The following is a 14,610-nucleotide window of genomic DNA, read 5'->3' as shown; positions in this document are numbered from 1 at the left end:
AAATAATGATAAGCAAATTGAGAGGGGAGTGTGTACTTTCCTTTTGTCAAAAATAGCAAGAAATGATGATTGGTAAGCTATTAACATGAGTTCTTATCATGCGATTAATGGGAATTAATAATAATAAAAAATTAATTAGCTTTATCTGTCACTTGAAAAATAAAATTTAGAATGCTAGTGTGTGAATATGATAATGCAGTATTTACTATTGGAGGTAAGAAAATGCTATCAAGTAATAATAAAAAAGAGCAAATTAAAAAGCAACAGTCTAAGAAGCAACGATTTGCTATTAAGAAGTTAACTGTTGGAGTAGCTTCCGTGTTGATTGGTTTCACTTTTATGGGATTAAATGCATCTGCTGACTCTACAACAACTGGGTCGGCAACAGTTGGAAGCGAAACACAGGTAAATGATAGTCAAGCATCACCTGCTAACACCACAACTAATGTCTTACCAGCAGCTGGGTCAGTAACTACAAAAACACCGACAGTGCCAGATAGTCCAACAGGAGTTCATTTTAGTGATACTCCAGCTTCGAGTACAACGGTAACAGTTCCTGAATCATCGGCAGATTCTGGGACGGGAAATGTTGCTTCTTCCGGTGTGCAGATGACGTACTACTACAACTCAATGGTAACGATTAAAACGCCTGATGGTAAAGAAAGTACCGTGGGGAAGCAACAATTACCAGTTACTACGACTAACGGTTCTGGTCCAACTGAGGCAGATGTTGCTAACCTTTCCTTTAACAGTGTTTCATTACCATCATTTGCAGGTTATACTCCTGTCGTATCAACTCTAACTGAAGGGTTACCATTAGCGACAATTTCGGATAACAATGGTCAATTAAGTTTAGTATTTCCAAAGATTCAGGCTGATTACCAAAGTTATTACTATACAGTTACTTATGAAAAGAATGCCTCAACTCCTGTAACGGATAAGGCTCAACAAGAAATTGACATTAAATTTCCGTTGAACCTTGGTAATGTTCAAATTAACGACCAAAATGCCTACTATTACCGGACTACAGCATCCCAGAATGTAGAATCTACTGACAATGGACAGACATGGACCTCGGCTTCATTTGCAGCAACTTCATTAAATGATGCGCTTGAAGGTACGTATACTAATGCTCAAACTGGCTATCGCGGTCAAACATTGCCTAAGTTCCCAGGCTATACTCCATTTCTTTCTGCAGTATTTGTAACTGGTAGTGATGCTTATCGGGCTGAAGCTAGTGCATTACTCACTCAGTTAAAAGCAGCCATTGCGCAAAATCCATATGAAATTCCTGCATATACTCTTAACAGTCCATTAATGGTTACTTTCCATGTTTCTTATAAGACAAATACTTGGCAACAAATAGATGTTCGTTTCGAGGAACAACCTGGTGATACTACTTACTATTACAAGACCAATAGTCAACAAGAGATCAGTCAGAACGTTAACGGAAATACTTGGGAACCTGTATCGTATGGGGCAACTTCATTAAATGATGCGCTTGAAGGTACGTATACTAATGCTCAAACTGGCTATCGCGGTCAAACATTGCCAAGCCATCCAGGATATGTTCCATATATTTCAGGTGTAGTTGTAGGTAATGATGATACTTACCAAGCTGAAGCTAGTGCATTACTCAATCAGTTAAATGCAGCTATTGCGCAAAACCCATATGAAATTCCAGCCTACACATTAACTGTGCCATTAAATGTTAGTTTCCATGTAAGCTACAAGAAAGTATCTACTCCAGTAACTCCAGTCCAAAACACGACTGTTACCTACGTCTTCCATGATGACATTGATAACAAGACTATTGGTGGTAGTACTAGCGTAAGTGGCCTACCAGGAACTATTCAAAGTGTAAACTTGACTATTCCTGAAGGTTACAAGTTAGCTGAAGGTCAAACCCTTCCAACTAATGTAACTATGCCATCCGCTGATGAAACAATTACTATCCACCTTGTTCACGAAACTAAGACGGTAACACCAGGTGAACCAGGTGTAACTCCGGACAATCCTGCTTATGAAGATTTGTTCCACAAGGTAACCCGGACAATTATCGTTAATGATCCAGTAACTGGCCAAGCAGAGACTACGACTCAAACTGTTATCTTTGGGCGGACTGGTACTTACGACGAAGTGACTAAGCAATTCACTAATTTCGGCGATTGGAAAGTTTACAACAATGCTGATAACAAGTTGACTGATGCAACTACTGGTTCATGGGGTGAATTTGACGCTCCTGAATTCAGTGGCTACACTCCAAGTCAAGCCAAGGTTGATGCTGAAACTGTTAATGCTGAAACTGCTGACCAAACTGTAGTAATTAACTACACTAAGTCTGGCAATGACAACAATAACGGCAACAACGATAACAATAGCAACGGCAATAACGACAACACCAACAACAATGGCAATAATAACGGTAATGGTGGAAACAGTGGTAATTCTACTAATGGTAATAATGGTGGAAATACTACTAATGGTAATAATGGTGGTAATGAGAACACCACTAACAGCATCACAATTGGTGACAACAATACTACTGTAAACAACACCAAGAAGGCTAACACCTTACCACAAACTGGTAACGAACAAAACACAGCTGCTGTAGCTGGCCTTGCTCTTGCAGGTTTGACTGCTATGCTTGGTCTTGGCGGCCTCAAGAAGAAGGAAAACTAATTATTGATTAGTTGTTAACTAACATTACTTCTTGAATGAATAGGGAACCCCGATACTCGAATAGTTTGAGCATCGGGGTTTCTGTGGCTTTTCACTAAGAAATACTGATAGAATAATTGAATATGCTTGTTTAAGTTAATCATCAAAGCCTAAAAACCGATGAACGACTTAAATATCAGTTAGTTGATCATAACCAAAAATCCGGTGAGAGAGAATGATGTTGAGAGTTCGCTTAGTTTCAATGTCCATCAAAATGATGCTCATTCCACTGGGAGCGAGCCATCCAGACTTAAAATCATCAAAAGCAATATGAAGAGGGAGCCAATGATAATTAAGTTTAAAGGATTGATCAAGATCGCTAATAACCCGTCTAACAGTCTCATCAGAAACACCATAATCTTTTCCCAGGTTGTTTTATATATTCAGATCAACTCAGCTAAGTAAAATATCTATTAATACTTAATTTGCCAACAGTTACTCAAAATTCTTATATTTTCTTTTGCTAAATTACTTGCAATCAAAAATTAAACTTATATTTTGATAAATGAGTTTTGACAATCGCTGTGCAAGAGACTAAAACTATTCAATAGATAAAGTAAAGATAACTAGTATAAAAGTAGTTAATAACCAATAAATAAAATAGAAAAGTGAGGTATGATCCCATATGGTTACTGCAGAAGAACAAACAATGACTAACGTACTGACTGCAAAGTCAACACGGACGATTGTTCTAGTGAATGTCGATGGAACTCAGCAAGTAATTAAGCAAACCGTTCGTTTTCAACGGAGTAAGGTTCCAGCAGCTGATGGTAAAGCGACATATAGCCAATGGGTGGTTCAACCAGACTCACCAAAAGAATGGGCTGAATTTGACGCTCCTGAAATAAAGGGTTGCGCGCCGGATCGGGCAATACTTCCAAGTGAAGAAGTTAATGCTTGGACGCCTGATTCAAAAATCGTCATTGTCTACAATAAGTTTGACAATGAACGGCTAGATAGTCGTTACATTAAGACTCAATCTCGAGTACCATTAATTCACCGTCCGGCTGAACCAAAGAAGGATAGTCCTCTTCACGGATTAGCTTTACGAGTTGCGGGTTTGACCTCACTATTTGGCCTTCGTCGAGCAAATTAAAACTTTTTCATAATTTGCTAAAATAGCGATTGATAAATAACGCCAGATGTAATATGATAATGGCGAATATAAAACACGGATGCATTTCAAGTAGATCATTCAGAGAGACAACGGTTGGTGAAAGTTGTTGATCGAAACTCCGGTGCAGATAAATGTGGGCGGGTAATGCCGCACGGCTGGTGGCCGTTATCCATCACGAGGGTGACATTTAATTTGTCAAACTTGGGTGGTACCGCGGAACTAAGAGCCATTTCGTCCCAAAATATTTTGAGGATGGAATGGCTCTTTTTGTTAGGAGGAATATTAATGTTAGATATTAAGAAGATTCGTAAGGATCCTGAATTCTTTAAGCAAAAATTAGCTACACGGGGTATTAAGGCTGAAGAAATTGATGAAGTTCTTGAGCTTGACCAAAAGCGGCGTGATCTGCTTCAAAAGACTGAAGCATTGAAGGCACAACGGAATGAAGCTTCAAAAAAAATTGGTGAAGCTAAGCGTAACGGTGAATCAGCTGACGAAGCAATCAAGGAAACCCGTGAACTGGGTGACCAAATCAAGGAACTTGATGAACAAGTTGAAGCAAATGATGAAGTCTTCCATGATAAGATGTCTCGCTTACCAAACATTCCTCACGATGGTGTTCCAGTAAGCTTGACTGAAGAAGGTTCCGTTGAATTACGGAAGGTCGGCAAGATCCGTGACTTTGATTTTAAACCAAAGCATCACTGGGATGTTGGTGAAAACTTGGGAATCCTTGACTTTGACCGCGCACGGAAAGTTTCTGGTGCCCGGTTTGTCTACTACCTCGGTTTAGGTGCTCAGCTTGAACGTGCCGTTTACAACTTCATGCTCGATGAACACATGAAGGACGGTTACACCGAAGTATTGCCACCATACATTGTTAACGCTGCTTCAATGTATGGGACTGGTCAATTCCCGAAGTTCAAGAAGGGTGTTTACCAAGTTAACGGTGAAGATATGACCTTGATCCCAACTGCCGAAGTACCATTAACTAACTACTACCGTGGCGACGTTATTCCAGCAGAAGAATTGCCAGTTTACGTTACAGCCTTAACGCCATGCTTCCGTTCTGAAGCTGGGGCCGCTGGTCGTGATACCCGTGGTTTGATCCGGATGCACCAATTTAACAAGGTTGAAATGGTCAAGTACACGAAGCCAGAAGATTCATGGGATGAATTGGAAAAGATGACAGCCAATGCTGAAAACATCTTGAAGAAGATTGGCTTGCCATACCACGTTATTACATTGACTACTAGTGACATGAGTTTCACTGCTTCTGAAACCCATGACCTTGAACTTTGGATGCCAGCTCAAAACAAGTACCGTGAAGTATCAAGTTGTTCAAACTGCCTGGACTTCCAAGCTCGACGGATGCATACGCAATACCGGGATGAAAATGGTAAGTTGCAATACGTTCACACCCTGAATGGTTCAGGTCTTGCCGTTGGTCGGACCGTTGCCGCTATTTTGGAAAACTACCAAAATGAAGATGGTTCTGTTACTATTCCAGAAGTCTTAGTTCCATACATGCATGGTGTTACTAAGATCACCAAAGAAAACGCGGTACCGTTTAAAAAATAGAGTGCGAACCGCGACGGACTAGCCACCGAGTACTAAGGAATCCCGGACGATGATTGTTTACAATCAAGGACGGGATAGTTAGACGGAGATGGCGGTCGCGGTGGGCAGATTTTGACTATGCTGCAGTAGAAACGATTTCTCCACCGAACGGCGGTAAGCCGTCGGAGGTGGAGGTCGTTAGCTCGAGGAAGTTTAGGCTGAACACGTTTCGACTAGATTACCTAGAAGCCAAATTACATTTAAACATAATTAAACCAGGAATAACCTCCTTAAATAGGCGGTTGCTCCTGGTTTTTCTTTTGAATTTAGTTAAAAAGTCCATTTTTTCCGTTCTTTAGTTAATAGGAGGCAAAAAATGAACTTAATTCAGAAATGGAAAGATGCTGGATTATCAAATGACTTTGTTTTCAGTAAGGTGATGATTGATCCAAAGATTTGTCAGGAAGTAATTCAACGTGTTTTACCGGAGTTGAAAATTGACCATATCAAACTACCAAATAGCCAAGAAGAGATTAATTTTGCTCCAGATGCGAAGGGAGTCCGCTTTGATGTATTCACTCGGGATACGAAAAATAATTGCTATGATATAGAAATGCAGGTTGCAGATGAAAAAGATCTGTTAAAACGAGCGCGATATTATCAAGCAATGACATCACTTGATTCGTACGAAAAAGGGAAAAATTACCAAGAAGCTAATAATTCATATGTGATTTTCTTTTGTTGCTTTGATCCGCTTGGCTTAGGCTTGCAGCAATATACCATTCATCGACACGTTGATGAAAGTCCAGAACATATCGCAGACGATGGGACAACAACAATTTTCTTAAATATTCCGAGCTTACGGAAAGATGTTAATCAGCCTTTACAAAAGTTTTTGGATGTGATTGCTAATCGTAAAGTTGATAGTGATGATCATTTCATCGTACAATTAAAAGAAAGAGTTACATTCGTCAAACATAATAAGAAATGGAGGGCGGAATATATGCGTTTATCGTTATATGAAATGGATCGTCGCCATGGATTGAAGGTTGCACGGCAAGAGGGGATAGAGGAAGGAAAAGAAGAAGCGATTTTACAAGTTACAAGCTTGTTTGTCAAACAGCAATTGCCAAAAGAAAATATCATTGCTAATTTGAAAGAAGCGTATGACTTAACGGATGAGGAAGCTGAGCAATACTATAAACGGTGTTTGAAATAATGAGTAGATAAAAATTAGCGGTTCTAGCTGGTAGTAATACCAATTAGAACTGCTTTTTAGGTTTAAAGTATAAAGAAGTATAAAAGTAGATTTAAAGTATAAAGAAGTATAAAATAAAAAGTATAAAGGAGTATAAAAATGGTGGAGAAGAATCCTTTTAATCCAAGTTTCGGACGTGTTCCTCGGCTATTCTTGGATCGTAGTAAAATTGTGAAGCAACTAGAAGAAGATATTCAAGATCCAGATAGTCCATTTTTAACTACTCTTGTTTACGGGATGCGTGGGTCAGGAAAGACGACACTTCTAACAGATATTAGTCACAATATGATGAAACATGATGATTGGCTGGTTGTTGATTTAACGATGGGAAAAAGGTTTATTCCAACGTTAATTGAATCGGTTTACACACAAGCAGATAATAGTTTAAGGAAATTGCTAACAGGGATCGATGGGATAAAATTGAGTACAAATGGACTAGAGATTGACTATAACCATCGAAAGACACTATCTACTAATTTGCCATATCAGGTTCTATTGGAGAAAATGGCAGAAATGTTAAAGAAGCGTGGCTTATCATTATTAATAACGATTGATGAAATCAGTTCAACCCCGGAATTACGTGAATTTGCGGGAATTTATCAATTGTTGCTGAGAAATAACTACCATATTGCCTTATTAATGGCTGGGTTGCCAAATAAGGTATCTGAATTACAAAATGATGAATTATTAACTTTCTTATTACGTAGTCAGCGAATCTATCTTGAACCATTAAGCTTATTAACTATCAAACAAAGCTACCGTCGAGCATTTAGTCGAAAGGGACGGACGATAGATGATGACACTCTTAACCGAATCACAAAGATGACAAATGGTTATGCATACGCATTTCAGCTGTTAGGATTCCTACTATGGCGGACAAAAGAAGCAGAGATAACGAGTGTGGTAGTCCAGAAAATTTTACCGAACTATCAAGCGGAACTCTATCGAAATGTATATATTAAAACGTACCAAGAGTTATCCAACAAGGATCGAGAATTTATTAAAGCAATGACGGAGAGTGGTAAAGCTAGTGTTAAAGTTGCAGAGATTGCCAAAAAGATGCATCGAGATAAAAATTATATTTCGATTTATCGACGTCGATTATTGGATGATCAACTTATTACGGCAACAAAATGGGGAGAAGTTGCTTTTACACTTCCATTCTTTGCTGATTTTATTAAAGAATATCAAACACTATATTAAAGGGGAGGGACTGTGACATAAGTACTTTTACCAAGTTCAAAAGTAAACAGCGCGGTACGCAAATGGTTCCAGTGTCCGGTATAACCGAACTCTGGAACCCTATTTGCGCTCGCGGGGGCGTGAAAACGAAGTCATAAATGACTTCTGTCACGCTCCCTTTTTTGAATCATTTAAAATGAGAATTTTCTCATTAAAAAACATCCATCAAAAATTATACTTAATTAAGTTAACCAAATTATGGGTATTATCTTTTAAAAAGATTAGTTTAAACCGATTTCATCTTGGATAAACACACGGTTCGCTTAAAACTATTCACTTCTTTTTGTCTGAATGATAATGTATTACCAACGTTAAAATTTGATTAAAGAGGAGTCGGTATAGATGCAAAGCAATCATTGGAAAAAATTAATCACTGCCTTTATTGCGATTGTTGGAATTGTAATTGGGTGGGTGGTCGTCGAACAGCAACCGGCATCTGCTGACCCAACCTATACCTTTGCAACGAACAACACGTTTGAACCCTTTGAAATTCAGGATAGCAAGGGTGGGTATTCTGGAAAGAATCCAGGAATTGAAATTGAAATTCTTAAAAAAATTGCTAAACACGAGCACTTTAAGTACAAGCTAAAACCAATGAGCTTTAACGGTGATTTACAGGCACTTGAATCAGGTCAGGTTGACGCGGTTATCGCTGGGATGAGTGTTACTGATGAACGGAAAGCTAAGTATGATTTCTCAACTCCGTACTACACTGATGGTGTCGTTATGGCGGTTGCCAAGGATAGCAATATTAAGTCAATGAAGCAGTTGAAAGGCAAAACCGTTTCAGCTAAGTCGGGAACTAGTGCTGCATTGTACTTGAAGAAGAATCAGGATAAATATGGTTACAAGATTCGGTACTTCGACTCATCGAACACCATGTGGAACGATGTGAAAAACGGTAATACTGCAGCGACCTTTGATGATGGTCCAGTCCTTGAATATGGGATTAAGACCGGGGTTCCGCTGAAGATTGTTACTAAGAAGCCGATTGATGCACAACCTGTTGCTGTTGGTTTCCAAAAAGGTAAGAACCTTGCTTTGCAAAAGAAGGTTAATAACGGAATCAAATGGTTAAAGGATACTGGTCAGTTAGATAAGATTATTGATAAGTATACTAAAGGAAACGGGACAACCAAGACAACAGCGGCTGATCACACAATTTGGGGTCTGCTAAAGACTAACAAGGATGCATTGCTCCGTGGTTTATGGATGACGATTGAGTTAACCGTTGTCGGAATTATCTTCGCAATGATCTTTGGAATTATCCTTGGTGTTCTTGGTGTTGTGGAAAATAAATTTGCTAACGCGGTTTCAAGTACGTTAATTTACATTTTCCGTGGTGTTCCAATGATCGTTTTGGCCTTCTTTATTTACATGGGGATTCCAAACGTTATTGGTCACAAGGTGCCACTATTCCTTGCGGGGATTTTGACATTAACTCTTGATGAAGGAGCCTACATTGGGGCCATTGTTAAGGGTGGCTTTGAATCCGTTAGCCAAGGGCAGTGGGAAGCTGCTCGAAGCTTAGGATTGCCATACAGCAAGGCCTTGATTAAGGTTATTGCACCGCAAGGATTTAAGCTGATGGTGCCATCGTTGGTTAACCAATTCATCATTACCTTGAAAGATACTTCAATCCTATCGGCAATTGGTGTCATGGAATTAACCCAAACCGGGACAGTAATTATTTCACAAAACATGGAAGGGTTTAGAATGTGGACCATCATTGCGGTAATCTACATCATTATCATTACCCTATTAACATGGTTATCAAACTACGTACAAAAGAGGATGGCTTAATATGGATAAAAATTACAAAGTTCAAGTTAAGGACCTACACAAGAGCTACGGCAGTAACGAAGTGCTAAAGGGAATTGATCTCAACGTTAAGCCGAGTGAAGTGGTTTGTATGATTGGCCCTTCTGGTTCTGGAAAGAGTACCTTTTTACGCTGCATTAACAAATTGGAAGAACCGAATAGCGGACATGTTTACGTTGATGGTTATGACATTGCGGATCCCAAAGTAAATATTAACCGGGTTCGGCAAAATATCGGAATGGTTTTCCAGCACTTTAACCTTTTTCCGAACATGAATGTTTTGCAAAACATTACATTAGCTCCAGTGGAACTGGGGAAAATGAGTAAGGATGAGGCCAAGAAGGCGGCAATGCATTACCTCGATCTTGTTGGCCTCAGTGATAAGGCAGATGCCAACCCAACTAAATTATCTGGTGGGCAGCAACAACGGGTGGCAATTGCTCGTGCGTTAGCGATGAAACCGGATGTGATGCTGTTTGATGAACCAACAAGTGCCCTTGACCCTGAAATGGTTGGGGACGTTCTTGAGGTTATGAAACGGTTAGCTCGTGAGGGGATGACGATGATTGTTGTTACTCACGAAATGGGCTTTGCTAAACAAGTTGCCGATCGGGTTGTTTTCTTCCATGATGGTGATATTCGTGAGCAAGGTACACCTGACCAAATCTTCGATCATCCTCAACACCCCGACACCAAGAATTTCTTGGATAAGGTGCTAAACGTCTGAGTGTGAGGCCGGCAGAGCGTGAAGCCGTAAAGAGCTCCTGGATGATAACGATTTCTCTCGACGAAGGCGGCTCGCGCCTAGGAGAGAGGTCGTTATCTTGAAGGAGCTTAGGCTGAACGCATTTCGACTAAGCTGCAGTAGGACATATTAGCTCTAGCAAGTCTCTGGCGAACTATACTACCGTAAACTTTTAAAAAGTAATTGAAGCCTAACCTCATCATTATGATTAGGCTTTCAAAATACGAAAGATTATATAAAAATTCAAAATATTGTTTGACATTAGGCGTAAAATCATTATAATAATGAGTAATCTTTAATGTTAGTGAATAGAGATTCCGATATTAGCTGAAATTCGGGACTAACAAAATGGCATGTACGTTTGAAATGGGTGGTTCCTTTATCAACTGAGAGGTAGTTCATTAATTTGAGCTATAAAGATGGGTGGAACCGCGTTAAAAGGACGTCCCTGGTATAAAAGCCAGGGACGTCCTTTTTTGTGAAAGCGATATATGCAAAAGATAGAAGTTAAATTTTAAGGAGGCAGATTATGGACGAACAGCAACAACAGAAGTTAAAGCGCTCATTAAAGAGTCGACACGTAACGATGATTGCCATCGGGGGTGCAATTGGTACTGGACTATTTCTTGGTTCAGGGAAGGCGATTCAACAAGCTGGACCAGCGATTATCCTTTCGTACCTCATCGTCGGTATCTTTTGCTTCTTTATGATGCGTGCGTTGGGGGAATTAATCCTCGCTGATACTTCTAAGCACTCGTTTATTGATTCAGTTAAAGAATACCTTGGTGACCGAATGGAATTCGTTGCCGGGTGGATGTATTGGGCTTGTTGGTTAACGTTGGCAATGGCCGACTTAACCGCGACAGGAATTTACTTAAAATACTGGTTCCCGTCAATGCCTCAGTGGGTTGGCCCTTTATTAATTGTTGTTCTTTTGATGTTGGTTAACATGGTGAATGTCGGTTTATTTGGGGAGCTAGAAAGTTGGTTCTCGATGATTAAAGTGCTGGCAATCATTGTCTTAATCGTGATTGGTGCGGTAATGCTCCTAATGCATAGCCACATTGAAAATCGGACAGTGGAACTAAGCAACCTTGTTAATCACGGTGGCTTCTTCCCGACCGGACCAATGGGCTTCTTGATGTCATTCCAAATGGTTGTCTTTGCCTTTGTTGGAATTGAAATGGTTGGTTTAACTGCTGGTGAAACTAAGAATCCGCAAAAGGATATTCCAAAAGCAATCAACACTTTGCCAGTGCGGATCGGTTTGTTCTACATTGGTTCAATGATTGCGATGATGGTAATTTATCCATGGACACAAATTAAGACGACATCTAGTCCATTTGTTCAAGTTTTTGCTGCAATTGGTATTCCAGGTGCGGCCGGAATCATTAACTTTGTGGTATTAACCGCCGCGATGTCCGCTACAAATAGTGCAATCTTCAGTACAAGCCGGTCACTGTACTCGCTTGCCCGAAGCGGGAATGCACCAAAGCGGTTTGGTGAGTTAAGTGCAAAGGCGGTTCCTAATCACGCCTTAACTTTCTCATCACTGATTCTCTTTATTACCGTAATTTTGAACTACATTATGCCAGCCGGAATTTTTGATGTGATTGCTGGGATTTCCACGATTACCTTTATCTTTACGTGGATCATTATTTTAGCAGCACATATCAAGTACCGACAGAGAAATCCAAAAGGGGTTAGCTACTTTAGAATGCCAGGTTTCCCCGTTACTAGTTGGCTAACGATTATTTTCTTCCTGGCTGTATTGGTAATTTTACTATTCATTGATTCAACACGAATTCCGTTGATCTTGTCAATAATCATCTTTGCCCTATTAGCTTGGGGATATGGGTTAAAAAAATAGAGTGCCTTCGTCCCAAAGAGTTTTCGGAAGGCTAGCAATTTCTCCTGACGAAGGCGGCTTGCGCCTAGGAAGGAGGTTGCTAGCTCTAGGAAACTCGGACGAAGCACGTTTTGACTCAGTTGCCTAGGTCGTTATCTTGAGGGAGCTTAGGCTGAACGCTGCAGTAGGACATATTAGCTCTAGCGAGTTTCGAGGGAACAGATCTCGGCTTGGTTGTATAGAATATCAAAAAAGACCAGAAAATTTTTCTGGTCTTTTTTGATTCTAAGAGAGAAAAAATGAATTATTATTTATGAGTATTAGAACAAATATCCTGAATATGTTTGATTAATAAAAGTGCTTTCATCATTGATATGACGCGGTTAAATTGATCTTTGCGAGTGGAGAATATATACTAAAGGTGTGAAGAGATATTAAGTGATTTTCATCGAACATCTTCTCATTAATAAACTACTTTGAAAGTATGTTTATATTAATCTGTAAAAAGTTAACAAAAACACACCCCACTCCACATGAAAACAATTTAGTTTCCTTGAAAAGCATGTTTAGCTAATTACTTAATTAGAAGGCCATATCTACAGAGCCCTTACGATAATAATCTCAGTTTAGTTCTCCCATTTTGAAGAACTGCAGAATACAATCTAACGGATCTTGATAACAGTGTCACTTAATCATCTCTTCAGCGGAAGCACGGAGACTTTAATTAGTCTCCGCTTTTTATTTTAAATTGTGAATTCGTTTTCAGTGGCTAAAGTTGTGGGTCTAATATTAAAATTAAAAATAAATTAGAAAATAATTAGAAAAACTATTGATTTCGTTAACGCCGCCATGTAGAATCAACAACATCAAAAATATTTAAGGAGGCGTTAATGATGGAAAATACTCAAGTTAATGCGCGACAAGCAAATGCAACTTATGCCAATTCGTCAGTAGTGAAAGAGGCGGCTTACCGAATTTTTGCGGCGGTGGCCAATGCCATTTTAGTCATCTTGGGAGGAGGACTTTTAGTACAGACGATTGGTAACCTGTCTGGTCTGCATGTATTAACTTTGGTTGGCGCAGAAGCCCAAGTCCTCTTAGCGCCTGCGATCGGAGTGGCGGTTGCTTCACAGATGAACACTAACACTTTGGTAACCTTTGCTTCGATGATTTCAGCTACTGTTGGTGCTAATGCTGTTCACTTTACAACCACAGCCGTTAAGGGGGCAACAGCTACTGGACAAGCTGCTGTTGCTGCAGTTGGTGCACCAGTATTTACAACTGGTCAACCTGTTTCCGCTGTTTTAGCAGCGGTAGTAGTAGTACTGGTTGGTAAATACCTCACCGGGAAAACACCATTGGATATGGTATTAGTACCATTTGGCGCCTTAGCAGTTGGAATTAGCTTTGGCTTAATGGTTGCGGCGGTAGTAACTCCAGCATTGTTAGCCGTTTCTGCTTACATCGCTCACTCAATGCAAGTATCACCAGTACTTGGTTCCGCTGTTATCTCTGTTGTTTGGGCCTTGTTCTTAATGACTCCAGCTTCTTCAGCTGCCCTAGCCGTTGCTCTAACTCTTGACCCTGTTTCTTCTGCGGCTGCTTTAATCGGAACAACTGCTCAGTTCGTTGCCTTTACCGCAATGTCCTGGCGTCAAAATAATCTCGGAGCTAATATCGCTCAAGGATTAGTTACCCCTAAAGTTCAGTTCCCTAATATCTTGATCAACCCATACCTTTTAGTACCATCAGTTGTTTCCGCAGCGGTTTGTGCACCACTAGCAACCGTGCTCTTTAACTTCCGCTCAACATACACGCTTGGTGGTTTGGGATTGAACTCATTGATTGCCCCGATCGCTTACCTTTCTCGGGGATGGGACCAATTCGCAACTTACATGGCACTCGGGGTTGTTGCTCCAGCTGTAATGTCAGTGGCACTTTACTTCTTCATGAAGAAGTCGGGCTTGATCGGTGATAACCAACTTCACTTGAAACTTGTTTAACAATAAAGAAAAAGCAAATTATAATTGTGTAAAATTACGATCCTAGATAAACGTTCATAATGTTAGAGGGAGTTTTGGCTGTGGCTAAAACTCCCTTTTTATAAAAATAAGTGATGCGGATAACAGTTTTAGAAGAACATGGGAAAAATATTTCATATGTTTTTCAACTGATAAGGCGAGTTAGTATTGTTGTTTCAGTATTTGTGAACAAAAGTTTAATAAATACCGATTTAATTAATTTAGTTTTGGCTTTAAGAGATTTACAATAATAAGAAAATGGAGTAATTGAGTTAT

The 14,610-nt window shown here is 39.8% G+C and carries 9 protein-coding genes and 1 pseudogene; 9 read left to right on the top strand and 1 reads right to left on the bottom strand.

Annotated features, from left to right (window positions below; all coding sequences use genetic code 11):
* The first annotated feature begins 222 nt into the window (after window positions 1-222).
* Complete coding sequence (locus MR181_RS04690) at window positions 223-2,682, top strand: mucin-binding protein (protein ID WP_242335475.1); 2,460 nt, start codon at window positions 223-225, stop codon at window positions 2,680-2,682.
* Between the two features lie 201 nt (window positions 2,683-2,883).
* Here MR181_RS04690 and MR181_RS04685 read toward each other — a convergent pair.
* Window positions 2,884-3,084 (bottom strand): annotated as a pseudogene (locus MR181_RS04685) (ISL3 family transposase); the annotation flags it as partial.
* 262 nt (window positions 3,085-3,346) lie between these two features.
* Here MR181_RS04685 and MR181_RS04680 point away from each other — a divergent pair.
* The 8 genes from MR181_RS04680 (at window position 3,347) to MR181_RS04645 (ending at window position 14,316) form a co-directional block, all read left to right on the top strand.
* Complete coding sequence (locus MR181_RS04680) at window positions 3,347-3,817, top strand: mucin-binding protein (protein ID WP_242335473.1); 471 nt, start codon at window positions 3,347-3,349, stop codon at window positions 3,815-3,817.
* 306 nt (window positions 3,818-4,123) lie between these two features.
* Window positions 4,124-5,419, top strand: coding sequence for a serine--tRNA ligase (serS, locus tag MR181_RS04675; RefSeq protein ID WP_242335471.1), 1,296 nt, complete (start codon window positions 4,124-4,126; stop codon window positions 5,417-5,419).
* Between the two features lie 355 nt (window positions 5,420-5,774).
* Window positions 5,775-6,617, top strand: coding sequence for an Rpn family recombination-promoting nuclease/putative transposase (locus MR181_RS04670; RefSeq protein WP_242335469.1), 843 nt, complete (start codon window positions 5,775-5,777; stop codon window positions 6,615-6,617).
* A gap of 138 nt (window positions 6,618-6,755) precedes the next feature.
* Window positions 6,756-7,859 carry a P-loop NTPase fold protein gene (locus tag MR181_RS04665; RefSeq protein ID WP_242335467.1) on the top strand — a complete coding sequence of 368 codons (1,104 nt, stop codon included), beginning with the start codon at window positions 6,756-6,758 and terminating at the stop codon, window positions 7,857-7,859.
* A 381-nt stretch (window positions 7,860-8,240) separates the two neighbouring features.
* Window positions 8,241-9,701: an ABC transporter substrate-binding protein/permease gene (locus tag MR181_RS04660; RefSeq protein ID WP_102168556.1), complete on the top strand. Its 1,461-nt coding sequence runs from the start codon at window positions 8,241-8,243 to the stop codon at window positions 9,699-9,701.
* A 1-nt stretch (window position 9,702) separates the two neighbouring features.
* Entirely contained in the window at window positions 9,703-10,446 is a 744-nt protein-coding gene (locus MR181_RS04655) for an amino acid ABC transporter ATP-binding protein (RefSeq protein WP_191913557.1), read from the top strand.
* Window positions 10,447-10,993: 547 nt separating this feature from the next.
* Window positions 10,994-12,334: an amino acid permease gene (locus tag MR181_RS04650; protein ID WP_242335465.1), complete on the top strand. Its 1,341-nt coding sequence runs from the start codon at window positions 10,994-10,996 to the stop codon at window positions 12,332-12,334.
* A gap of 869 nt (window positions 12,335-13,203) precedes the next feature.
* The gene (locus MR181_RS04645; protein ID WP_242335463.1) at window positions 13,204-14,316 is read left to right on the top strand and encodes a PTS sugar transporter subunit IIC; all 1,113 of its coding nucleotides are present in this window, start codon (window positions 13,204-13,206) and stop codon (window positions 14,314-14,316) included.
* Window positions 14,317-14,610: the final 294 nt, after the last annotated feature.

Origin of the sequence: Limosilactobacillus urinaemulieris (genome assembly GCF_932750685.1) — a bacterium.
Taxonomy (GTDB): domain Bacteria; phylum Bacillota; class Bacilli; order Lactobacillales; family Lactobacillaceae; genus Limosilactobacillus; species Limosilactobacillus urinaemulieris.
The sequence above is the reverse complement of the archived record's forward strand: the minus strand, read 5'-3'. Positions and strand labels throughout refer to the sequence as shown.

Bases quoted from the DNA above. Each gene is read 5' to 3' on its own strand.
- MR181_RS04645 (WP_242335463.1), top strand. From the start codon at position 13,204: ATGATGGAAAATACTCAAGTTAATGCGCGACAAGCAAATGCAACTTAT.
- MR181_RS04670 (WP_242335469.1), top strand. From the start codon at position 5,775: ATGAACTTAATTCAGAAATGGAAAGATGCTGGATTATCAAATGACTTT.
- MR181_RS04665 (WP_242335467.1), top strand. From the start codon at position 6,756: ATGGTGGAGAAGAATCCTTTTAATCCAAGTTTCGGACGTGTTCCTCGG.
- MR181_RS04660 (WP_102168556.1), top strand. From the start codon at position 8,241: ATGCAAAGCAATCATTGGAAAAAATTAATCACTGCCTTTATTGCGATT.
- MR181_RS04650 (WP_242335465.1), top strand. From the start codon at position 10,994: ATGGACGAACAGCAACAACAGAAGTTAAAGCGCTCATTAAAGAGTCGA.
- serS (WP_242335471.1), top strand. From the start codon at position 4,124: ATGTTAGATATTAAGAAGATTCGTAAGGATCCTGAATTCTTTAAGCAA.
- MR181_RS04680 (WP_242335473.1), top strand. From the start codon at position 3,347: ATGGTTACTGCAGAAGAACAAACAATGACTAACGTACTGACTGCAAAG.
- MR181_RS04690 (WP_242335475.1), top strand. From the start codon at position 223: ATGCTATCAAGTAATAATAAAAAAGAGCAAATTAAAAAGCAACAGTCT.
- MR181_RS04655 (WP_191913557.1), top strand. From the start codon at position 9,703: ATGGATAAAAATTACAAAGTTCAAGTTAAGGACCTACACAAGAGCTAC.